19 protein-coding genes and 1 pseudogene are annotated in these 23,628 nt (G+C 43.3%); 9 read left to right on the plus strand and 11 right to left on the minus strand.

Annotated features, from left to right (window positions below):
* Position 1: 1 nt before the first annotated feature.
* Positions 2-346 (minus strand): DUF485 domain-containing protein, encoded by a 345-nt coding sequence (locus N518_RS0104140; RefSeq protein WP_005017884.1) that lies wholly within the window; start codon positions 344-346, stop codon positions 2-4.
* A 192-nt stretch (positions 347-538) separates the two neighbouring features.
* Here N518_RS0104140 and N518_RS0104145 point away from each other — a divergent pair, with 192 nt between their 5' ends.
* On the plus strand, positions 539-4,036 hold the full coding sequence (locus tag N518_RS0104145) for a PAS domain-containing hybrid sensor histidine kinase/response regulator (RefSeq protein ID WP_005024103.1): 3,498 nt from the start codon (positions 539-541) through the stop codon (positions 4,034-4,036).
* Positions 4,037-4,432: 396 nt separating this feature from the next.
* On the plus strand, positions 4,433-5,200 hold the full coding sequence (locus N518_RS0104150; RefSeq protein WP_017400567.1) for a hypothetical protein: 768 nt from the start codon (positions 4,433-4,435) through the stop codon (positions 5,198-5,200).
* Between the two features lie 60 nt (positions 5,201-5,260).
* Here N518_RS0104150 and N518_RS0104155 read toward each other — a convergent pair whose 3' ends face one another.
* Positions 5,261-5,911 (minus strand): response regulator, encoded by a 651-nt coding sequence (locus tag N518_RS0104155; protein ID WP_005017881.1) that lies wholly within the window; start codon positions 5,909-5,911, stop codon positions 5,261-5,263.
* A gap of 367 nt (positions 5,912-6,278) precedes the next feature.
* Here N518_RS0104155 and msuE point away from each other — a divergent pair, with 367 nt between their 5' ends.
* A complete protein-coding gene (gene msuE / locus N518_RS0104160; protein WP_017400568.1) occupies positions 6,279-7,016 on the plus strand; it encodes an FMN reductase in 738 nt (245 codons plus the stop codon).
* A 20-nt stretch (positions 7,017-7,036) separates the two neighbouring features.
* A pseudogene (sfnG, locus tag N518_RS16100) lies at positions 7,037-8,146 on the plus strand (dimethylsulfone monooxygenase SfnG).
* Positions 8,147-8,334: 188 nt separating this feature from the next.
* Here the strand turns inward: sfnG and N518_RS0104170 are convergent.
* Together N518_RS0104170 and acs are read right to left on the minus strand one after the other, a co-directional pair.
* The gene (locus N518_RS0104170) at positions 8,335-9,519 is read right to left on the minus strand and encodes an acyl-CoA dehydrogenase family protein (protein ID WP_017400571.1); all 1,185 of its coding nucleotides are present in this window, start codon (positions 9,517-9,519) and stop codon (positions 8,335-8,337) included.
* A gap of 118 nt (positions 9,520-9,637) precedes the next feature.
* The gene (gene acs / locus N518_RS0104175; RefSeq protein ID WP_017400572.1) at positions 9,638-11,584 is read right to left on the minus strand and encodes an acetate--CoA ligase; all 1,947 of its coding nucleotides are present in this window, start codon (positions 11,582-11,584) and stop codon (positions 9,638-9,640) included.
* Positions 11,585-11,883: 299 nt separating this feature from the next.
* Here acs and N518_RS0104180 point away from each other — a divergent pair, with 299 nt between their 5' ends.
* Together N518_RS0104180 and N518_RS0104185 are read left to right on the plus strand one after the other, a co-directional pair.
* Positions 11,884-12,447: a DUF805 domain-containing protein gene (locus N518_RS0104180; RefSeq protein WP_005024080.1), complete on the plus strand. Its 564-nt coding sequence runs from the start codon at positions 11,884-11,886 to the stop codon at positions 12,445-12,447.
* A 98-nt stretch (positions 12,448-12,545) separates the two neighbouring features.
* Positions 12,546-13,538: a mechanosensitive ion channel family protein gene (locus N518_RS0104185; RefSeq protein WP_005017875.1), complete on the plus strand. Its 993-nt coding sequence runs from the start codon at positions 12,546-12,548 to the stop codon at positions 13,536-13,538.
* Here N518_RS0104185 and N518_RS0104190 read toward each other — a convergent pair.
* The 4 genes from N518_RS0104190 to N518_RS0104205 form a co-directional block, all read right to left on the minus strand.
* Entirely contained in the window at positions 13,512-14,225 is a 714-nt protein-coding gene (locus N518_RS0104190; protein WP_005024077.1) for a 16S rRNA (uracil(1498)-N(3))-methyltransferase, read from the minus strand. The two genes, N518_RS0104185 and N518_RS0104190, sit on opposite strands and share 27 nt — an antisense overlap.
* A gap of 12 nt (positions 14,226-14,237) precedes the next feature.
* Positions 14,238-15,515 (minus strand): 3-deoxy-D-manno-octulosonic acid transferase, encoded by a 1,278-nt coding sequence (locus N518_RS0104195; protein ID WP_005024075.1) that lies wholly within the window; start codon positions 15,513-15,515, stop codon positions 14,238-14,240.
* 87 nt (positions 15,516-15,602) lie between these two features.
* Positions 15,603-16,658, minus strand: coding sequence for an alkene reductase (locus tag N518_RS0104200; protein WP_005024073.1), 1,056 nt, complete (start codon positions 16,656-16,658; stop codon positions 15,603-15,605).
* A 42-nt stretch (positions 16,659-16,700) separates the two neighbouring features.
* A complete protein-coding gene (locus tag N518_RS0104205) occupies positions 16,701-17,006 on the minus strand; it encodes an ArsR/SmtB family transcription factor (RefSeq protein WP_005024071.1) in 306 nt (101 codons plus the stop codon).
* 289 nt (positions 17,007-17,295) lie between these two features.
* On the opposite strand from N518_RS0104205, the gene N518_RS0104210 reads away from it, so the two are divergent.
* Entirely contained in the window at positions 17,296-17,751 is a 456-nt protein-coding gene (locus N518_RS0104210) for a GNAT family N-acetyltransferase (protein ID WP_016801298.1), read from the plus strand.
* Between the two features lie 305 nt (positions 17,752-18,056).
* The gene (locus N518_RS0104215) at positions 18,057-18,602 is read left to right on the plus strand and encodes a VTT domain-containing protein (RefSeq protein WP_017400573.1); all 546 of its coding nucleotides are present in this window, start codon (positions 18,057-18,059) and stop codon (positions 18,600-18,602) included.
* A gap of 72 nt (positions 18,603-18,674) precedes the next feature.
* Here N518_RS0104215 and prfB read toward each other — a convergent pair.
* A protein-coding gene (prfB, locus tag N518_RS0104220) for a peptide chain release factor 2 (RefSeq protein ID WP_100067877.1) occupies positions 18,675-19,770 on the minus strand; the annotation gives its coding sequence in 2 pieces (ribosomal slippage) (positions 18,675-19,697 and positions 19,699-19,770; 1,095 coding nt in all).
* A gap of 561 nt (positions 19,771-20,331) precedes the next feature.
* On the opposite strand from prfB, the gene N518_RS0104230 reads away from it, so the two are divergent.
* Positions 20,332-21,117, plus strand: coding sequence for a putative porin (locus N518_RS0104230; protein WP_005024063.1), 786 nt, complete (start codon positions 20,332-20,334; stop codon positions 21,115-21,117).
* Positions 21,118-21,259: 142 nt separating this feature from the next.
* Here the strand turns inward: N518_RS0104230 and recJ are convergent, their stop codons facing one another.
* Together recJ and pdxH are read right to left on the minus strand one after the other, a co-directional pair.
* A complete protein-coding gene (gene recJ, locus N518_RS0104235; RefSeq protein ID WP_005024062.1) occupies positions 21,260-22,972 on the minus strand; it encodes a single-stranded-DNA-specific exonuclease RecJ in 1,713 nt (570 codons plus the stop codon).
* Positions 22,973-23,626: a pyridoxamine 5'-phosphate oxidase gene (gene pdxH / locus N518_RS0104240; RefSeq protein WP_005024060.1), complete on the minus strand. Its 654-nt coding sequence runs from the start codon at positions 23,624-23,626 to the stop codon at positions 22,973-22,975. It lies immediately after the preceding gene.
* Positions 23,627-23,628 lie beyond the last annotated feature (2 nt).

Consider the following 23,628-nt stretch of genomic DNA (forward strand, 5'->3'; position numbering starts at 1 on the left):
ATTAGTGCATTCCTTTAGTAGTCGTAGACTCTTGCGCGATTGCCTCGACTTCTTTCAAAGCTTCTCTGTTAAGTTCATCAAGTGTGTTATTGGCGATATATGAATACACTGCACATAATACAAATGACAGGACGATAATGCCGAGGCCTAAAGGAATTCCCCAAGTTGTTACCCCGCCACTAAAAGAACTCATCAGGAATTCTTTGTTATAACCTACCAACAGCATGAAACCAACATAGACAAACAGCATAATTGCAGTTAATGTCCAGCTGAGATTTCTTTTCTTGGCCACCATCTCTTTAAATTTTGGATTTTGTAGAATTCGTTCTACCTTAAGCTCATCCATAACCTTGCTCCTTAATCAGCGGCCAAGCTATTGGTCGCTTTTGTCCAATCTTTAATCTTTTTTTTACGTATACAAAATTAACAATATTGTAGGGTTCCCGTAACTTAGACTTTGGTCTTTAAATACTGATCAGGCATCTGTTTATCCTGCGCTTGAGGTATCATAGAAGCAGCAATAAAGACCGTGAGCAATATGAACAGCTGGCTGATCATCGGGGTACTGGCCCTTTATATTTTTATACTTTTTGTCTGTGCATTTTTTGGTGAAAAGCATGCCAGCCGTTTAAGTACTCGTGGCCGTATGTTGTTATTCAGCCTGACGCTCGGAGTATATTGTTCATCCTGGACATTTTATGGCGCAACTGGTGCTGCAGTACGTGAAGGTATTATTTTTCTGCCGATCTATCTGGGGCCATTGCTATTCGTCGGATTAGGCTATGATATCTGGCGGCGTCTGGGTCGGGTACGCCAGCATCATGCTATTTCTTCTATTGCTGACTTTGTAGCTGCCCGCTATGGTAAAAGCGGTAGTCTTGCCTCTTTAGTGACTATTTTGGCTGTTATTGCCATCATTCCTTACTTGGCTTTACAACTCAGGGCCATTGCACTGAGTGCGTCGGTCATACTAACGCAGAATGAATCCTTACATACCACTACCAACAGTGTGCTTTTACTTACCGGTGTTCTGGCTATACTCGCAATGATGTTCGGTACACGGCAGATCGCCAATACTGAGCAACATGGTGGTCTGATGCTGGCTGTCGCTTTTGAGTCTTTTGTTAAGCTGTTTGCCCTACTTTGTGTAGCACTCTTTTTTCTTTTTGATGCTCCTGAAAATATTGTGCAGGTCTCTGGTGATGTTGCCAAGACATTTTATGAAGTACAGCTATTTGGTGTGCCGGAAACTTTCTGGGTACAGACCTTGCTGGCTGCACTGGCAATCATCTGCCTGCCACGACAGTTCCATGTGGCCGTGGTTGAGCTGCGCGACGAAAAACATATTCGCGGGGCACGCCGCTGGTTTGCCGCTTATCTGATTTTAACGACACTGGCAATTATTCCTATTGCCAGCTGGGCATTGCATGCTGCACCAAACTTTCTTACCGTACCTGATGTGGCAGTACTTTCCCTTCCGCTCAGTTATAATCAGGAATGGCTAACTTTATTAGCATTTTTAGGAGGCTTTTCTGCCTCGACCGGTATGCTATTGGTCTCATCGGTTGCACTTTCCATTATGCTCAGTAATGATCTGATCATGCCGGCATTATGGCGTTTTAATATTATTTCCCGGCATGACAAACGCTTACCACAAGTTCTTAAATTTACCCGGCGGGTCTGCATTTTGGGTGTCATGCTCCTGGGCTTCCTGTTCTTTCATTTTTTTAACGATATTGACCAGTTATCTGTATTTGGCCTGCTGGCCTTTAGTGCAGTAGCCCAGTTCTCCCCTGCCCTAATTGGTGGACTCTATTGGCGGGGTGGTAGCCGTCAGGGGGTGTATGCCGGACTGATTGTTGGTTTCTTTATGTGGACCTATACCCTGCTGCTACCTACCATCTTGCGCAGTCTGCCAGAAAGCTATACTGAATTTGCCCAACAGTTCCTCACGGCTGGACCGCTTGGCCTGCATTGGTTACGCCCGGAGGCCCTGTTAGGCTTTGAATCCTTTGCGCCATTAACGCATGGCGTCATCTGGGCATTAGGTCTCAATATTATTTTATATATCTGGGTATCACGAATTTACCGCCCAAGTATTGCTGAGCAGATTCAGGCTGAAAGTTTCTTTTATTATGAAACTAAACCCTTACCAGCACACAGTGCTTCTACTGACATGAGTTATTTGCACCAGGATGCGGTCCGTTTAAAAGTAGGTGACCTCATGACTCTGGCGCGGCGTATTACTGGAGAAGGGCCAGCGACGCATGCCTTTCAGCAATTTTGTGCCCAGAACAATCTGGTTCTTAATGAAAATAGTGTTGCTAACGGTATGTGGTGGCGCTTTACCGAGCAGTATCTGGCCGGTACTATTGGTGCCGCTTCAGCCCGTACCCTGCTTACTACGGCCATGGTTAATAATGGCCTGGCATTAGGCCAGGTGGCCAATATTCTGGATCAAGCTTCGCAATGGCAGCGTTTCAACCAGAATCTGCTGATGACCATGATTGACCACATGACCCAAGGTGTAAGTGTAGTCGATGAAAATATGTGTCTGGTGGCGTGGAACAACCAATACCTGAAGCTGTTTGACTATCCTAAGGATCTGGTTTATGTCGGCTGTCCGATTTCTGATCTGATCCGTTATAATGCCGAGCGTGGCGAATGTGGTCCCGGGTCTATTGAAGAACATGTCCGTAAGCGGATTCACTGGATGCAGGTCGGCAGCGCACATGAGTTTGAGCGTATCCGTAAGGATGGTAGAGTGATCCAGATGCGCGGCAACCCAATTGAAGGAGGCGGTTTCGTGACTACCTTTGCCGACATTACTGCATTTCGGGAAAATGAAGCCATACTGGAAGCACGCGTTATTGACCGCACCCGCCAGCTGGCAGATGCCCTAGCAGAGCAGCAACTTGCCCGCGAACAGGCAGATAAGGCGAACATGTCGAAAAGCCGTTTTATTGCAGCTGCCAGTCATGATCTATTACAGCCAATGCATGCTGCCCGGCTGTTTAGTACCGCTTTGGAGCAGAGCGTTAACAATGATGAAGATCGTACTACTTTGCAGCAACTGGACCGGGCCCTGCATGGGGCTGAAAGTATGCTTTCAGCTCTTCTGGATATTGCCCGACTAGAAGGGGGCAATATGCAGCCAAACCGGCAGTCTTATCCTCTACATGACCTGCTACGCGATCTGGAGTTGCAGTTCAAGTCGATTGCTTCACAGCGCAATATTCAGTTTCACGTCCACGATGCACCCTTCTGGATAGACACAGATCCGCAGTGGATACGCCGGATTGTACAGAATTTTGTCAGTAATGCCTTACGTTATACCGCTAAAGGCCGGGTGCTTTTAGGTGTATTACGTTCCAGTGAACGACCGGGCCATATACGAATTGGCGTCTGGGATACCGGGCCTGGGATTGCTGAAGAACAGCGTATTAAGCTTTTTCAGGAATTTGAACGGTGTGGACATACCTCGCCTTGGGGTGAGCAAGGTCTGGGCCTAGGTCTGGCCATTGTTCAGCGAATGACCAGCCTGCTAGATTATCCGGTTCATGTATACTCTACCCAAGGTAAGGGCTCCTGCTTTATTCTGGAAGTTCCAATTGTAGCGCCACCCAAAACAGTAACTGCCCCAGTACAAGTGGCACCACTGAAAACCAAGGCTTATCGCATTCTTTGTCTGGACAATGACGAAACTATCCTTGAAGGTATGTCAACCTTACTAACGAAATGGGGGTATCAGGTCTTTAAAGCCCGTGAACCTCAACAGGCACTTGCTCTTATCGAACAGGAAAATATTCAAGTCTGGCTGATTGACCAACATCTGAATCAGGGGCAATTAGGATTAGACTTTATTCTTGAGCATCGTTATCATCCTGTACCCGTAGCGTTGATTACCGCAGATTCAGATCCTGAATTACCTCACCGTTTAAAACAGCACAATATTGTCTTATTGAAAAAACCATTAAAACCAGCGGCATTACGCGCCTGGTTATCGGGTTTAAAAATCATAGGTGATCAGTCTTGATCTATAAATAATTGAACAGTCTTTTTTGCCAGCATAAAGCTGGCAAAAAAGACTGTGAAAAACTATTTTCAGCCTTAACTGACAAAATATAAGGGCAAGACAGGCAGAATAAATCAAAAAACAGCTAATTTAATGATGAAAAACTGGCCAAAAATTTCAACTGTGAATTTTCTATGGCAAAGCTGCTCAATTTTAAAGTGAACACTTGTATACTTAGTTACAATTAAACAAGTTATTGATTTTATAAAAATAAAAAACTCATTTTTAACCTTATACAACTTTAGTCTTATTTCTATTTACCCCCCTCCACCCTCATAAAATAGATATATACATCAGGTTTTCTCATTGTCTGCATTATGAAAAAACCGGTCAGAGAAAAAACCTAAGGATACTATTATGAATATGTCAGAAATTGTCGGACACGGTGCCCAGCCTTCACAACAGTTTTATCGGGATTATAGTGCCAATGCGCTATTACCTGAAATCCAGTGGCAGCAATTGTTTAAACATAGCAAGCTTGCCCAACCCCAATTACAGGCTCTCGATACCCTTTACCACAGCGCAGTTCCTCTGGCACTTCAGGTATTTGAAGCATTAAGATTTGATGTTTTTGCTCCCGCTGCCTATCAGCCCCAAGGTCTGGGTTTATTTGACAAGCTAGCCCAGCAGGAAGAAAAGCTGATTCAGGTTCTACAGTCAGAGTCTGAGTGTCTAGACGATGCTGCACGTCATCAGCTTTGGAGTATGCTGCTGCGTGGTGGAGCGGTACTGGTCTTTAAAGCATGGCTGGGTAAGGTAAAAACCGGACAGGACCAATTGGATATGACTCAATTTGATGAATTATCCAATCTGCTCTTTATTAAGACTTCACCTTATGATTTGGCCGAGTATTTAAAGGTAGACCCTCAGGCTGATTCGGATCATATTTTCTTAATGTATGAAGGTGATATTTTTCTGGACCGTTTTAACAGTCTGGAAACTGCGGCTTTATTTGTCGAGCTTGGTGTATATGATGCAGCATTCTTGAGCCTGCGTGATGATCGTGTGGCAAATTATTTAAAGGAAAAAGGACAGGTATCACAAGATCAGATTGATGATTTAGAATTTGCCTTGAATCCGCTGTTTTGCACTGATCTGATTGCCAAACAGGACTGCTTGGCTTAAAACATTCGGTACAAAAAATAAGGCCTTATTCATGGGCCTTATTTTTATAGCTATTTTAAATCAGACTCTCTTTTCATCAATATTAAGTGCCTTGATAGCCAATACTGCCTGAGTACGGTTTTGTACTCCCAGCTTACGGAAAATAGCTGTTACATGTGCCTTGATGGTAGCCTCTGAAACATCCAGTTCATAAGCAATCTGCTTGTTGAGCAGACCTTCAGCAACCATCATCAGTACACGGAACTGCTGTGGTGTAAGTGACTGAATCCGCTCTGCAAGTTCTGTCTCATCAGTTGCTCTCGGATCAAAACTCACGTTGGTAGGCAAGTTCGGTGGTAACCAGATTTCCCCTTCTAATACCTGACGAATTGCCTCACCAATATGACTTGGATGGGCAGATTTAGGAATATAGCCCATTGCCCCGTGCGCAATTGCACGCTGAATAATTGACAGCTCTTCATGAGCAGAGACTACAATAATCGGAATAGAAGGATATTGGGCACGGACATGAACCAGTGCTGAAAAACCTGAAGCACCGGGCAAGTTTAAATCCAGTAAAACCAAATCTGGTTCTGAACCCTTTTCCAGACGTTCATAAAATTCATTTACTGCAGCTGTCTCAGAGATTTGTGCCTGTGGCAGGCTATAACGCACGGCTTGAATTAGGGCATGCCGGAACAGTGGATGATCATCAACAATTAATATGTTCATAAGCGAAACAGGAGATCTCTTTGCACAGTACAGCTTTATTCTAACTGCACTCATGACATTAAGGATATGCAATTCTTCACTAATTTAGTGTGCAAGCTAGTAAGAACTGATCAATAATAAAGCGCTCTTAATGTATTTGATATTTTTATTCAATTCAAATCAGAATTTCATATAAATTACTATTTTTAGAGCCGCCTAAATCTCAGTTTATATTAAATTTTTATAAAACAATAACTTAAATTTTAATTTTTTTTGATCTAAAAGATATCTTGAAAAACGATAACTTATTTTAATTTCCTTATTTTACAGGCTGGCTGCTTCTGACCGTTAATAAATAGTAACTAGCGAGCTATTTAGGTTTATTTACATGACACATCATTTTTCATCTTCTGTTCAGCCTCTTAATATTGTTGCAGTTTCAGGTGGTCTCAATACACCGTCTAAAACTGAAGCTCTGGTTCAGGCGGTATTAAATGAACTCAGCGAGGCAACACCTATTAATATCCACTTTATTAAATTTAGTGAAATTGGGCCTTTACTGGGAGGCGCAATTTACCGTAACCAGCTTCCACAGCGCGTACAGGATGATCTGGCTGCTGTGGAAGCAGCAGACGCTTTAATTGTCGGGACCCCGGTTTACCGTGCCTCTTTTACTGGCCTATTCAAACATTTTTTTGACTTTGTCGAACAGACAGCCTTAGTGGATGTACCTGTATTATTGGCTGCCTCTGGTGGTAGCGACCGCCATGCATTGGTATTGGAACACCAATTACGCCCATTGTTTAGCTTTTTTCAGGCACAGACTTTACCAATTGGTGTTTATGCCACAGATCGTGATTTTACTCCAGAATATACCATCCAGAGTCAACAGCTGGCAGACCGCATTACACTAGCTGTTGCCCGCGCACTTCCAATTCTAGAGTGGGCGCCAGCCAAAGGGCAACGTGCAGAACTGGTTAAAGTCAAAACTGAGCAGGCTAACCAGAATTTGGGGATCAATAAACAGATTGAGCAGGAAGAGGTCTTGCCATCTGTCGCTGTACCCAGCCTAGATGCAGCAGAGTCGCGTTTGCATCCAAAAAACCTGAAGACTCATGTAGCCTAACAGTTTGTGAGGAAATCACTATGAAGGATGATCAAGCACAGCAGCTGAAGTTTGCTTACTGGGTTCCAAATGTCAGTGGCGGCTTAGTGGTGAGTAAGATTGAGCAGCGCACCGACTGGAGTTATTAATATAACGTCCGTTTAGCGCAGACTGCCGAGCAAAATGGCTTTGAATATGCATTAACCCAGATTCGTTTTACAGCAGGCTATGGCGCCGAAAACCAGCATGAGTCTGTCAGCTTTAGCCATGCTCTTCTCGCAAAAACTGAAAAGCTGAAAGTCATTGCTGCCATTTTACCAGGTCCCTGGAAACCGGCTCTGGCTGCCAAACAGCTCGCTACTATTGATCATCTGACTCAAGGTCGCATAGCAGTTAATATTGTGAGTGGATGGTTTCGTGGAGAATTTGATGCCATTGGAGAGATCTGGCCTGAACATGATGAACGTTATGTACGTTCTGAAGAATTTATTCGAGCTTTAAAAGGAATCTGGACTACGGATCAGTATAGTTTTAAAGGTAAATATTATCAGTTTGAGAATTATACCCTTAAACCCAAACCTCTACAGCAGCCTCATATTGAGGTATTTCAGGGTGGAAGTTCCCGAGCCGCACGTGATATGGCTGCACGTGTGTCTGACTGGTATTTTACCAACGGTAATAGCGTTGACGAACTGGTCAAACAGATTAGTGATTTGCGTACCAAAGCGGCTTTAAATGGTCATCAAATTAAGGTTGGGGTAAATGCCTTTATTATTGCCCGTGATACAGAAGAAGAAGCGCAGGCAGTATTACAAGAGATTATCGAGCAGGCCGATATTCAGGCAGTACAGGCTTTTGGGAAGGCTACTCGTGAGGCAGGAGCTGCCAGTCGTGAAGGCGAAGGAAACTGGGCAAAATCCACTTTTGTGGATCTGGTGCAATATAATGATGGTTTTAAGACCAATCTAATTGGTACTCCCCAACAAATTGCTGAACGGATTATTGAGCTTAAAAATGCCGGGGTTGATTTGATCCTCTCAGGCTTTTTACATTTTATAGAAGAAATAGAGTATTTCGGCGAGAAGGTTTTGCCATTGGTTCGTGAGTTAGAAGTAGAGCAGCAGCATGTTGTATCTGCCAAGTCTGCCTGATTAATCAGCTAAACCTGGTTGCTCATGAACCAAATAATAATAACACCCCATGGCAGTTCTCCTCCCTCAAGACTCGGCTTGAGGGTTTTTTATAGCCTGCACTTTTTCTATAAGCTGTCTCTGAAGATAGTTGTATATTAAATTCTGGATATAAAGATTGACCTGAAAATTATTTCTCTCATACCCGTTCAAGAATAAAAGCTGGGTTCAGGTAGTTTACCGGTTAATATCCATTCCCCAATTTCCTGATATTTATAGTCAACCGGATCATGCAGGGTTTGGGTTCGAACATTGCGCCAGAAGCGGTCCAGATTCAGTTTGGCAGCTGTGGCACGTGCCCCCATGACCTGAAATATATTTTGCGTGATATAAAGTGAGGTATTGGTCGCAGCAATCTTAGCAGTTGCGATTGCAATAGAAACCTCCCCGCGTTGCACTGAACTTAAGTGTTCACCCTGTAACCATGCTGCCTGCAGTTTCTTCACAGCGTCTGCTGCAAGTAGCCTTACCCCTTCAAGCTGCACATAAAACTCGGCAAAATGTTTCTGGATATAAGGGTCATCTACAGCTTGTTCAGCCAGAGACTTTGACCAGGCTTTTTGGCCCTGTACAATAGCTTTAGCAGTCTCAAATGCTCCTTCTGCTACACCTAAAAATAAATAGACAAAAATCAGCTGTGCAATAAGCGGACGAAGACTTGAATAGGGGGTACTCAGTGGGCCCGGGTTAAGTAGTAGCTCTTTTTTATAGACATGCACCTGTTCAAAATGGCTGGTGCCACTGTCGGTCTGGCGCTGTCCCATATTGTCCCAGTCCCCCAAAAAACTAACGCCGTTGCGCTGCGATGGAATCACACCTATCAGCAATTTGCCCTGTTCATCATAGCCCGAGCACAGCAACAGGTCTGAGTCTATTGAACCGGAGCAGAAGCTTTTATCCCCCTGAAAAATATATTCATGATCTGTAATTCGGGTTACTGTAGTACGACGGTCGAGGGGGTTGAGCGTATTGCCCCAAAACAGGTTATCTTGAGCAGTCTGCCTGAACCAGCTGGTGTATTGTTGTGGTTGTGCAAACAGTTGTACCGTGGCAATCAACAGATGATGAAATCCGTAGACATGCGCCAGTGAACTGTCTGCCTGCGCTATAATTCGAATAGTTTCAAAAATTGTCGTCCAGTTTGCTCCTGAACCGCCATATTCAGTAGGAATTGACAGTTTAAGTAGCCCACTTTCCCGAATCAGGTCACGTTCTTTTTTAGGGTTACCGCCCTGCTTATCACGTAAGGCAGCGGTATGTGAAAATAGCCGGGTGAGTTGTTGTGCTGTCTGTATCGCCTGCTCGGCAGAGTAAGAATTTTCTGTTGTATTCATTAAGCTTTTATCTAGGGTACTCATTAAAATTTTATGGCTTGTACAGCTGTGTGTATTCTTCAGTTTATTCTTATAGTTAAAAATACCGCCTTAAAGCAAGGCGGTATTCAGAAATATTTTACTTGTGGTCCGGATAGACCGTAACAATCAATTGCTCGACTACAGCTGGTTCTGCCAAGGTCGAAGTATCTCCCAGACTGTCCAGTTCATTGGCAGCAATTTTTCTTAAAATACGGCGCATAATTTTACCGGAACGTGTCTTGGGCAGTGCGGGTGCCCAGTGCAGCGCATCTGGTGTTGCCACTGGGCCAAGTTGCTTGCGTACCCAGCTGACCAGTTCCTGCCTTAACTCTTCAGACTCATTAACGCCTGCCTGCAAGGTTACAAAAGTACAGATCCCCTGTCCTTTAATCTCATGAGGCATTCCCACTACAGCGGCTTCAGCAACATGGTCATGTGCCACCAAGGCACTTTCAATTTCTGCAGTTCCCAGCCGGTGACCTGAAACATTTAACACATCATCAACACGACCCGTGATCCAGTAGTAACCGTCTTCATCACGACGAGCACCGTCACCAGTAAAATAGTTACCCGGGAATGTCGAGAAATAGGCTTCAATAAAACGCTGTGGATCTCCCCATATGGTTCGCATCTGGCCCGGCCAGGAATCTTTAATAATCAGATTACCCTCTGCTGCACCGTCTAGCACCTTGCCCTCGCCATCGACAATAGCAGGTTGCACTCCAAAATAAGGCCGCGTAGCCGAACCGGGTTTAAGGTCAGTCGCACCGGGGAGTGGTGAAATCAGTATGCCGCCCGTTTCAGTCTGCCACCAGGTATCAACAACTGGACAGCGTCCTTCTCCAACTACGTTGTAGTACCATGACCATGCTTCAGGGTTAATCGGTTCACCAACAGAGCCCAGCAAACGCAGGCTACTGCGGTCACTTTCACGCACGTAGGCATCACCTTCACGCATCATGGCCCGAATTGCAGTGGGTGCGGTATATAAGATAGTTATATTATGTTTGTCGACAATATGGCCTACACGCGCCCAACTTGGATATTGCGGCACACCTTCAAACATTACCGTCGTGGTACCATTAGATAATGGCCCATAAATAATATAGCTGTGACCAGTAATCCAGCCCACATCGGCAGTACACCAGTATATGTCGTCCTGTTTTATATCAAATACTTCTCGAAAGGTGCTGTTGACATAAACTAGATATCCGCCAGTAGTATGCAGTACGCCTTTAGGTTTACCGGTAGAGCCAGAGGTATAAAGAATAAAAAGTGGATCTTCAGCATTCATCGGCTCCGGCGGGCAGATTTCATTCACTTCAGTTATTACTTCGTGATACCACAGATCGCGCTCTGGTTTCATTTCTACCGGATTACCGGTACGGTGTACTACTACTACATGTTCAACTGAGTCTGTTTCTGCATGCTCTAAGGCCTGATCGACACTTTCTTTAAGAGGAATCAGCTTGCCGCCCCGCATACCGGCATCAGCGGTAATTACCATTTTTGCTTGGCTGTCTTCAATACGGCTGGCCAGCGAATCAGGAGAGAATCCCCCAAAGACTACACAATGCACTGCTCCAATACGGGCACATGCCAGCATGGCAATGGCAGCTTCACTGACCATCGGCATGTATAGGACTACCCGGTCGCCTTTAGCAATCCCGTATTTTTTCAGGGCATTGGCAAAACGGCATACTTCATCATGCAGTTCTTTAAAAGAAATAATCTTGTGACGTGAAGGATGGTCTCCCTCCCAGATAATTGCAGGCTTGTGCGGATGCTCTTTTAAATGTCGGTCCAGACAGTTGGCACTGACATTAAGCTGGCCATCAGCAAACCATTCGATCTTGAAATTATCAGCAGCAAAACTGCTATTTTTAACTTGTGTAAATGGCTTGATCCAGTCAATCCTTTTTGCCTCTTCAGCCCAGAATTCTTCAGGTTGTTCAATCGAATGCTGGTAACGTTTCAGATAATCTTCTTCGACAGTGCGGGCAGTTTTTTTAAATTCTTCAGGTACAGGATAGATCTCACTCATAGTATCACTTCCTTGATATTGTACGTCTCCTCACGAGACTTTTAGCACGGGGTATTATTTATTTTATTGATTGCCTTTCAACCAGTAATAGGACTGTTCAGTACAACTGACAATCATGCTTTGGTCGTAGATAAAGCGCTTAACTTTTATTCAACAGAATAACTGCTTTTTAACAAATATGATTGATTTATCAGAAACTAATTTAATCTTTATCTTATAATTTTAAACCGGTAAAACTTTAATAATTGCATAAAAGCAACATTTTCTTACCCAATCCAGCCATTAACTGATGAGCGATCATGACTGCTGAATATAATTTTTACCCCACTGAAACCGATCATCCTCTTTCGATGAGAGGGCGCTTTAGCCGTTTAAGCTATATTGGCTGGAATGGCCTTTTAAATTGTATCGCTTTCTTCATACTGGTTATATTCAGTCTGCTCATGGGCAGCTTTAATATGCAAAGCACTCCTCAGAGCTATAATATTACAGGGATGTGGGATCAGCTGGCCAGTATAGGTTTATTAATACTTACCTTGCTTTATGCCTATTTTAACCTGGTCCTGATAGTACGACGTTTGCATGACCGTAATCATAGCGGCTGGTGGGCGCTGCTGCTGTTCTTACCTCTGGTTAATTTCCTGTTCATGATTTACCTGCTTTTTGCCGCGGGTGATGCAGGGATTAACCGTTTTGGGCATCCACGTCGAACCTTGCTCTGGGAAAAAACTGTAGCTTGGCTGTTAATTGCTTTAGTCATTTTAAGTTTCTTTGTCAGCCGCAGTACCTGGATTTACCTGAGTGAAAGTCAGCCTATTGAAATACCACGGGAAGTCTTGCAAAAAGCGACGCCGTATTTTTAACTCAGGTACAGCCTATGTATAATTTTGGCAAGTAGCCGATTAAATTCAATATGGTTTTCAGGCAGAATATGGTCTTTGTTTAAGGTGCGGATGAAGCTGTGGCTGAAGAAGCAAAGAAATTGAGTGATGTAACTGAGGGAACTACTCAGTTACTGCACGAAGCAGGTGAAAAAACTGCACAAAAGGTGATTGAACACACCAGCAAATATAATGATGCCTATAGTACCATTGATAAGATCATTGAAGGTTTCTGGGAACGTGTGCCCTACTTCTGTATTGCTCTAGCAGTTTTCCTGATTTTCTGGCTCTTATCAGCCCTGTTTAAATTTTTTATTCGTAAGACCCTGCATAATAAAACCTATACCCGACAGAATTTGGTTCTGGTACTAAACCGGGTAGGAAGTACCTTTATTGTATCTTTTGGTTTGCTGATTGCATTGGTAATCTCAGTGCCCGGCTTTACACCGGGACAACTGATGAGCGCGTTAGGAATCGGCTCGGTCGCAATCGGTTTTGCATTTAAGGATATTTTTCAGAACCTGCTTTCAGGTATCCTGATTTTACTGAGTGAACCTTTCCGGATTGGTGACGATATTATTGTAAATGGACTGGAAGGTACGGTCGAAGATATCCAGATTCGGGCAACTTATTTACGCTCGCCGGATGGTCGCCGTATTCTGATCCCAAATGCGACAGTCTATACCAGCTCAATAACTGTCAACACTGCCTACCCGCGCCGCCGCTGTAACTTTGATGTCGGGATCAGCTATGAAGATGATGCACAAAAAGCCAAAGAACTGATTCTGAATATACTTAATAACCAGCGTACAATTTTAAGCCAGCCGGCTTTTAGTGTGAATGTTTCTGCTTTATCTGACTTTTCTGTCAGGCTCAGCGTGTTCTGGTGGATTGATACAAAAGAAACCAATATTGGTGCTTCAGTCAGTGAAGTTCAGGAACAGGTGATCAAAGCCTTTGATGAGCATGGCATCTCTATTCCTTATCCGGTACAGGAAGTTAAAGTTTACCGCGGCGACAACAGTCTAGTACAGGAAGATAAACCATCAGATGCCACTAAACAGCCGACCTAACACATATGGAATCACGGTTTCAGTACGGATAATACGTTGGCCTAGATGCACGGCCTGACAGCCATTTTGAGTGAGCAATTCTATTTCATAAGGAATAAAGCCACCTTCTGGTCCAATAATTACAGTGCAGGGATGCACTATACTGGACGGCATAGCCTGCTCGCTATAGGGATGTGCCACATAAGCAGGTTGCTGCGCTGAGATTAACCCGGGCAATATATCTTCAACAAAAGGCTTAAAACGCTTATGGATTTCTACAGCCGGTGCAATTGTATCTCCTGCCTGCTCCAGTCCCAGCGTTACATAACTTTCAATCTGTTGTAAAAATGGGGTTTGCCAGTAGCTTTTATCGACCCGGTAGCTGTGCAATAAAATAATCTTTTCAACACCGAGTGTTACACTGTCCATAATCAGGCGGCGTAATACTTTTGGCCGTGGCATAGCCACAATGAGGGTGACAGGAAGTTTATCTGGTAGCTGTTCCTGTTTTAATGGCCGTACCTGTACTGTATTGTCATTCAGAGCAACGATTTCTGTCAGGTAACGCTCTCCATTACGGATACCCACTTTTAAAGTATCACCTGTCTTTATATTCAGATGCTGAAGTAAATGCTGGACTTGACGTCTGGAACAGATAGTCCATGGTTCGGTCGCTGCTGCCTGCGGCTCAAGTAAAACAATATTCATTTTTATGCTGACTTATAAATACTGATCAATAGCATGGATGTGCCGATTTAAAGAACCCTGATTTTTTTGGAGAACATTATAGGCTTGCTGGCTTAAATGACCTGCGGCCTCCGGGTCATCTATACAGGCGAGCAGCTGGTTTACAGCCTCGTTTGCATCGTGTGCAATCAGAATTCCTTGAGCTTCTACGAACTCATCAACAATACTCTGGAAATTAAAGTAACGTATACCGATAACCGTGGGAACATGAAGTGCAATCGGTTCAAGAATATTATGTCCGCCCCCTGGCTCATTTAAAGAACCACCAACGAAACAGGCCTGACTCAAGGCATACCATAACCATAATTCACCCATACTATCGGCCAGATAGACTTGTGTATCTGGCTGAATCGTCTGGTCAAGGCTACGGCGTCGGGTAAGCAGTGCCAGTTTCTGGCACTGCTCGAATACTTCATTAAAACGTTCAGGATGTCGTGGTACTACAATGCATAAGAGTTCTGGCTGCTTTTGTAAAAAGGGCCGAAGAGCAGTTAACAGCTCTAGTTCTTCAGGCGCATGAGTACTGGCCAGTAGAATAATCTTGCGTGGCTCTAACTGCCAGTCTCTCTTTAATTGGGCAGCCCGTTCAGTAAATTTAGGCGGTGCAGAAATATCAAACTTGATATTTCCTACAACCTGAACAGCTTCAGGTGGCATACCCAATTCGATATAACGCTGTCTGGTGGGCTGATCTTGAGCCAGCATTGAATCCAGGCATTCGACCATGGAACGGCTAAGGCCTTTTACTCTGGCATAACCTTTGGCGGACTTTTCAGATAAGCGTGCATTTAACAATAAGACAGGAATATGCCGAAATCGGGTTATCTGCAACAGGTTCGGCCAAAGTTCAGTTTCAACCAGTGCCAACAGTTTGGGCTGGTATTTGCTCAGAAACTCTTCAATTAAGTAACGCTGGTCTACCGGCAGAAATACTGCCTGAAACAGTTTCGGATAACGCTGTGAGAATAAGGATTTGGCACGTGCCTGTCCAGTACGGGTCGTATTGGTCAATAGTACCGGCTGACCTAAACTTAAATAATGTTCAATCAGAGGTTGTGCTGCATTGGTTTCACCGACAGAAACAGCATGGAACCAGAGCGCTTGCGTATGTAAAGGAGGCTGAAAAGGCCCAAAGCGTTCCAGCAGCTCATCCTGAAAATCAGGCAAGTGTCCCGAACGTTTATATAAACGCTTCCGATAAAGCGGCTTTACTAACGCCAGTAAGGCGTTATACCAAAATGGTGTTCCCAAGCAGAACTCTCAGTCAAGAAACAATCGGCAAATATAGCATGACCCAGTCCTCTGGATCATGCCCCTTAAGAATTTTAATCCTGGTGTTTATATAGCCATTGTCGGGTAGTCAGTATAGCCTTCCGGTCCAAAACCATACATGGTAGTGGTATTAAGCTCATTAAGTGGCGCATTGCTCATCAGGCGTTGATATAAGTCCGGATTGGCAATATAAGCCTTGCCAAACGATACGGCGTCTGCCTTACCACTGGCCAGCAGCTCTTTAGCTGTTTGCGCATCTAGGCGCATATTCGCGATATAGGGTACACCTGAACGTTCTTTCAGATAGGCACTAATACTGTCTTCGGCAAGATATTCACGGGTAAATATAAAGGCAATCTGACGTTTACCCAGCTCTTCAGCCACATAGCCAAAGGTTTCTTTCGGGTTATCATCGCCCATATCATGCTCATCACCACGTGGTGCCAGATGTACGCCAACACGTCCTGCTCCCCATACCTCAATCAGAACATCGACAACTTCAAGTAAGAAGCGGGCACGATTTTCAACAGAACCACCATATTCATCTTCACGCTGATTCGTACTGCTTTGCAGGAACTGGTCCAGCAGATAGCCATTTGCAGCATGAACTTCTACCCCATCAAAACCGGCAGCTTTGGCATATATGGCTGCCTGCTTATACTGCGCTACAATGGCTTTAATTTCAGAAATTTCGAGCGGGCGTGGGGTCACATATTCACGTTTTGGTCGTAGCAGACTAACGGTACCTTTCGGTTTGATGGCACTTGATGAAACTGGTATTTCACCCTTGAGTAAATCTGGATGTGAAATACGGCCTACATGCCACAGTTGTGAAACAATCAGGCTTCCCTCAGCATGCACTGCATCTGTAATCTTTTTCCATGCAGCAACTTGTTTATCATTATATAAACCTGGGCTACGTTCATATCCGTTTGCTTCTTCTGCAATCACAGTTGCTTCCGCAATAATCAGGCCAGCATTCGCACGTTGCGTATAGTATTCCACCATCAGATCAGTGGGTATACGATCTTCAGTAGCACGGGTTCGAGTTAATGGGGCCATAACCAGACGGTTCTTGAGCTGAAGTTCGCCAAACTGTGCGGGAGTAGACAGATCAGTCATATTTCATATCCTTGGGAGATCTTTTCTTCACCTGAAAAAGATTTAGAGAGATTGTTGTAGAGTATCTACAAATTTCTGGATCAGTGCTTCATTGCGCGAAAAATAAGACCATTGACCATATTTGGTTGCCTGGATCAGTCCTGCCTGTTGCAACACTGACAGATGGTTGGACATAGTCGACTGAGAGACATTGGCAATTTTTTCAATCTGCCCTGCACATACTCCCCGGCTAAAATCATATTCACATTCATTTAGCTTAGGAATAAACTGCTCAGGATCTTTCAGGCACTGTAAAATCTGCCTGCGGATCGGATTTGCCAAAGCTTTATAAATCGCTTCTGTGTCCATCACTTTTTCTCGCACTGATGTAAAACACGTCACCCTTGAAATACAGTATATCGTTTTTTATCGATATTAATATCGAATTTTTACGATATTTGTTATTCAATTTAGAAATAAACGTGATCTGTTGAACGGGGGATTTTATTTTAACACTCTCAGAAGACTTTCCCCATAACCTTCACTGTACTCATTGATGAGTCAATATTAAAACTCTCTATATTCAAAAAGTTTTATAAAAATAGTGTAGCAGTACCGGGTTGCTGCATTAAAATCAGGCTAATTCATTTATATCGATATGCTACAGGAGCAAGTTTTGTCTTTATTCCAGATTAGACATGGCAGCTGGAACGAACTCCAGTCAGCAGCAAAGTTTATTCGTACTGAAGTATTTATTCAGGAGCAAAAGATTGCAGCAGAAGATGAATGGGATCAGGACGATAAACATGCTGTTCATTTTATTCTATATGATCAGACACGTGCCATTGCAACTGCACGGTTACTACCAAATCACTGGATTGGCCGAGTAGCCGTTCTTAAAACTGATCGTGGACGTGGTTTAGGTAAAGCTCTAATGCAGGCTATCATTAAATATGCACAGGAGCAGCAGCTTGATCAGCTGTGTCTATCTTCTCAAGTCCATGCAACATCATTTTATCAGGAACTCGGTTTTGCATGTTTTGGGGAAGTATATGAAGATTGTGGTATACCCCATATTAATATGCATTTAACCCTTTCCTCAACTATGCCTTAAATCCTATTCAGAGCACTTATAAAGCTACTGATCAGACCAGAAAAGCAGTTTTATCGATAAACACCTGAGGTTTACTTTAAGCTAAACCGGGTTATACTGCTGTCAGTTTTGAGAATGAATAAAAGTCATAAATTTTATATCATATTGAATATATTAATTTTTTATTTATATATTGAAATATGGATTTTTGACTGTGACCAGATCAGGCCAAAGCTGAATGAGTATAACGTTGTATACAGCCTGCTGTATGGAAGTGCCTGTAACTTCTCGTTTTCTATATAAACACGACAAATGGGTAGACGGAATTGATTGATTTTTTGCTTGGTTTCGAACAGCATTTGCCCGGCTTTATTGAAGCCTATGGTATGTGGGTATATGCGCTCCTGTTTATGATTATTTTTGCTGAAACTGCATTTATTGCCATGTTTTTCCTGCCAGGAGACAGCTTGCTCCTGAGTGTAGGAGCATTATGTGCTTCAGTAGATTTTATGCACCTTGACTTTATGATCATGCTGCTTTTTGCAGCGGCCACTCTAGGTTATATTGTTAACTACCATACCGGTAAATTCTTTGGGCCACAGATTACCAGTGTAAAATCACGTTTTATCAAACCGGAACATTTAACCCGTACAAATCGCTATTTTGTGCGTCATGGTGGTAAAACTATCCTGATGGCTCGTTTTATTCCTTTTGTACGTTCAGTGGCTCCATTTGCTGCAGGTGCCAATCAGATGAATTATCCGATGTTTCTGCTTTATAACCTGCTAGGCGGCCTGTTCTGGATTGGGCTATTGCTGGGCTTGGGATATTTTGCTGGCAGTACGATTTTTTTAATTAATGAAATTACCTAATTAATTATTTTATTAATAAAATTAAAAAAAACAGGAGACCAGCTCCTGTTTTTATATGAGCTATAATTAAAATTAAAGCCCTTGTTTCAGACTTGCTTCAATAAACTTGTCCAGATCGCCATCAAGTACTGCTCCGGTATTTGAATTCTCAACGCCAGTACGCAAATCTTTAATCCGTGAGTCATCAAGTACGTAAGAGCGAATCTGGCTACCCCAGCCAATATCCGACTTGGAATCTTCCAAAGCTTGTGCAGCTTCATTACGCTTACTCATTTCAAGTTCATAAAGCTTGGCACGTAGCTGTTTCCAGGCATGATCACGGTTGGCATGCTGTGATCGCTGATTCTGGCATGCAACCACGATACCTGTTGGCATATGGGTCAAACGTACTGCAGAGTCAGTTTTATTAATATGCTGTCCACCCGCACCTGATGCACGGTAAGTATCTGTACGTACATCAGATGGATTGATATCGATTTCGATATTATCATCTACTTCAGGTGAAACAAATACAGCAGAAAATGACGTATGACGACGGTTACCCGAGTCGAATGGCGACTTACGTACTAAACGGTGTACACCGGATTCTGTCCGTAGCCAGCCATATGCATACTCGCCTTCTACCCGGATAGTGGCTGATTTGATTCCCGCGACATCACCATCAGACTCTTCCATCAACTCAGCTTTAAAGCCATGACGTTCAATCCAGCGCATATACATCCGCAGTAACATAGAGGCCCAATCTTGTGCCTCTGTACCGCCCGAACCAGCCTGAATTTCGACATAGCAGGGATTTGGATCCATGGGGTTACTGAACATGCGGCGGAACTCAAGTTTTGCCAATGCTTCTTCCGCAGAGCTCAGTTCAGCCTGTACATCCGCAAGCAGGCTTTCATCATCCGCTTCGACTGCAAGGTCTAGCATTGCCTGTGCATCTTCCAGCTGGGTACTTAAACCTTCCAGCACATTAATAACATTTTCAAGCTCACCTTTTTCCTTAGCCATCGCCTGAGCACGACTCTGGTCATTCCAGATACTCGGATCTTCTAACTCACGTAAAACTTCTTCTAACCGTTCTTTTTTAAGATCGTAGTCAAAGATACCCCCGTAGAGTCTGACTACGTTCACTTAAATCTTTCAACTGGTTTAGATACGGATTAATTTCCACGTGATTTACTCTCAAAAAAACCTTTTAATCCTTAAATTGTAGCATAGAGCATCTGTCTCGTTGAGATCATTTCAAATAACAGTAGCGTGATAAAAAATTTGAAAATTGATATTGGGCAGGGATCATTTATGAGTTTATTAAAATTAAAAATTTATATTGAAAATGAAATAAATGAGAGTGAATTACAAGTTGTCCGAATGTATGCAACAGATCAACATCATATTTCAAAGCTAACAAAATATGTAAATTCAACTTGAAAATAAAAAGATAAAAATGAGTAAATCTTGCTCACATTTAAATAAGTTGTAATCAAAATTGAATAATCTATAATCAAACACCTGTACTATTCACAAAATCTCCATGCTTTTAATAAAACTAAACATTTAAGTTTTAATATTATATATCAAATACTTATATCAAAAAAATTACATATTATTACGCGAACAACATTCTCGTTACTTTCCTGTGATTGACCCGAATTTAAAAACACATAAACTGAAGTTGTAACAAAACATTATGTATGCAACTTAGCTAACAAGATTTTAAGAGGGGTGAATAACCATGAAAAAACTAGCAATTGCGTCAGCGCTTTTATCAGCTCTAGCAGTAACGGGCACAGCCAATGCTTATCAAGCCGAAGTAGGTGCATCTGCAAGTTATGTAGACCCCGACAATGGCGATTCAGGTAGTGCTTTTGGTGTAAACGGTACTTATTATTTTAATCCGGTTCAAACACGTAATGCACCGCTTGCAGAAGCTGCTTTCCTTGACCGTGCCAGCAATGTAAGCGCAGCTATTAACTATGCTGACCGTGGTGATGTAGATAGTACTCGTTATGGTATCGGTGCAGAATACTTTGTACCTAACTCAGACTTTTACCTAAGTGGTAATGTTAGCCGTCACGACAGTGAGCGTGATACACCATTTGGTACTATTGATAATGATACAACTTACTATGGTGCAGAAGTAGGTTACTTACCAGCTCCAGGTCTCTTAATTGCAGCCGGTCTAAAAGGTTATGACAATGACAATGACGACGGTGTAGACCCAACACTTCGTGCAAAATATGTTACAACTCTTAGCAATGGTAAAGATATCAACCTTGAAGCGGGTGCAGCATTCGGTGACCTTGATGAATACAATCTGGCAGCAGATTACTTCATTGACAAAACTTTCAGTATCGGTGCCGACTATTACAATAATGATTTAACAGATACTAATGAGTTTGGCGTAAATGCACGTAAATTCATTAACCAGCAAGTAAGTCTGGAAGGCCGTGTTGGCTTCGGTGAAGAAGGTAATAATGACTACAATAGCTTTGGTGTAGCTGCAAAATACCGCTTCTAATCTGAAGTAATATTTAGACTAATAAAAAACCCATCTCCGGATGGGTTTTTTATTATATTTTACAAGTCATAAAGCAATATATCTATTACAGTCAGTACCTATCAATTCGATCTACTATACTTAAACTGGTTCAAGCGGCCTATTATAAAATTTTCTGTTTAAGATGGATAATACGTAATTGCAGGCCTGTATTACCATTGAACTCGTTACGTTCCAGTTCATAGACCAGATCGACTTGATCATTTTCCGGATCATACTCAAATCTGTCTTTTGCGTTAAAGGCAATTGCATCTACTACCTGACCGTTATTTAATGCCAGACGTAATTTGAGATGAGTCTCTTTAAGCCATCTGAAGTCTACAACCTTAAAAGTTCCTTCAAACACAGGTGACGGAAATTTTTGTCCCCATGGTCCTAACTTTTCAATCAGATCCACTGTGTCAAGAACCAACGCTTCTGCAGGCAGCTCCCCATCTGTCCAAAGTGTAGCAGAGAGCAGCGTTTCATCCATTTCTGCAATTAGCTGGGTAAAAACCTGTTTAAATTCTAAAAAATGCTCTTTACGGATCGTGAGTCCGGCAGCGGCAGCGTGACCGCCAAAATAACGTACCAGATAGGGATACTGTTCAGCGATCTGCTCAATACAATCACGAATATGAATTCCCTCAACCGAACGGGCCGATCCCTTGATATGAATACCGTCTTCATCTGCTGCGAATACAATGCTTGGCCGGTGAAACTGCTCTTTTAAGCGTCCAGCGACAATTCCAATCACGCCCTGATGCCAGTGTTCTTCAAACATAATCAGCGCGGGAGGTATATTCTCTTTTGATAACTGTAGTTGCTCCAGATAGCGCAAGGCTTCCTGCTTCATCTGTGCTTCAATCTGACGGCGTTCAATATTTAGCTGATTAAGTTGCCGGGCCAGAGGATAAGCATTTTCCAGATCAGGGGCTAACAGACACTCAATTCCGATTTCCATAGTTTCCATACGGCCTGCTGCATTAATACGCGGCCCAAGTACGAAACCTAAATCTTGTGCTTTAAGAGCTGCCGGTTCGCGTCCGGCAATATCAAGTAATGCCAGAATTCCTGGACGGCACTGCTGTTGGTGTATGCGTTTCAAACCAGCATCGACCAGAATACGGTTATTGTAATCAAGGCTCGCAACGTCGGCGTAGGTACCTAAGGCAACCAGGTCCAGATATTGGGTTATATTGCTGACAGATTTGTCTGCCCTTTTGCGAAAACTGCACAGATTGGCAAGTACATAAAAGGCAACGCCTACTCCAGCCAAGGCTTTACTCGGAAAATTACAGCCCAGTTGGTTCGGATTAACTACTGCCTCAGCGGCTGGCGTTTCTTTGGTAGTCAGATGGTGATCTGTAATAATAACCTGCATACCATGGTCTTGCGCCTGTTTTACCCCTTCATGACTAGAAATACCATTATCTACAGTAATCAACAGGTCGGGAGTAAAACGGGTAAAAGCCAGATCCGCAATTGCAGGCGTAAGTCCATAACCATATTTAAACCGGTCAGGAACCAGATAGGCTACATCTGCGCCCATATCTCTTAAAGCAAGAATCATCAGAGCAGTGCTGGTTGCACCATCTGCATCATAATCTCCGACAATAACAATTTTTTTCTGCTGGTCAATGGCCTGATTTATAATCTCAACTGCCTGTTCCAGTCCTTTAAGGCAAGGAGAAAGCAGATATTTTAATCTGAGTTCAAGTTCTTGTTCAGAAGCGACTCCACGTCTGGCCAGAATATGGGCAAGAAAGGGTGACACGTGTTGAAAACTTTCTACACGTGTCAGTAAAGGGCGTTGCTTAACTTGAATATTCGGCATCTATGGCATTAATCGTTGTAATTTCCAATGACCATCGATTCTTTCATAACTGAGGCGGTCGTGTAAACGGTTAGGCCGTCCCTGCCAGAATTCATAATATTCAGGGTGTAGACGATAGCCTCCCCAGAATACAGGTTTTTCAAGAGGCTGGTTCTCTACTTGCTGTTGTAGAGTCTGAAAGCGCTGCTGTAATTCTTCACGGCTAGAAATTACGCCACTCTGTGGCTGACTGATATGGGCAGCAACCTGACTGTCATGTGGCCGCTTATGATAATACTCCGTTGACTCCTGTTCTGAAATTTTCTCAACCCGCCCATGGACACGGATCTGCCGTTCCAATACAGGCCAGTAAAATAGCAGCTCGGCATAAGGATTAACTGCCAGATCCAAGCCTTTTTGACTGTCATAATTGGTATAGAAGTCATAACCTGTTTCAGTGGCGCCGCGCAGCAACACGGTACGCACATGTGGTCGCCCCTGAGCATTTGCGGTAGCTAAGGACATGGCATAAGGTTCATGCAATCCTGCTTGAAGAGCATAATTAAACCAGCTCAAGAACTGCTCATGTGGCTGGGTATCTACTTCTGCTTCATGCAGCTCATCTTTCTGATAAGTCAGGCGTAACTCACTTAAATCTTTAATCACATCACTCATGC

It is taken from the genome of Acinetobacter sp. UNC436CL71CviS28 (assembly GCF_000620525.1).
Taxonomy (GTDB): Bacteria; Pseudomonadota; Gammaproteobacteria; order Pseudomonadales; family Moraxellaceae; genus Acinetobacter; species Acinetobacter radioresistens.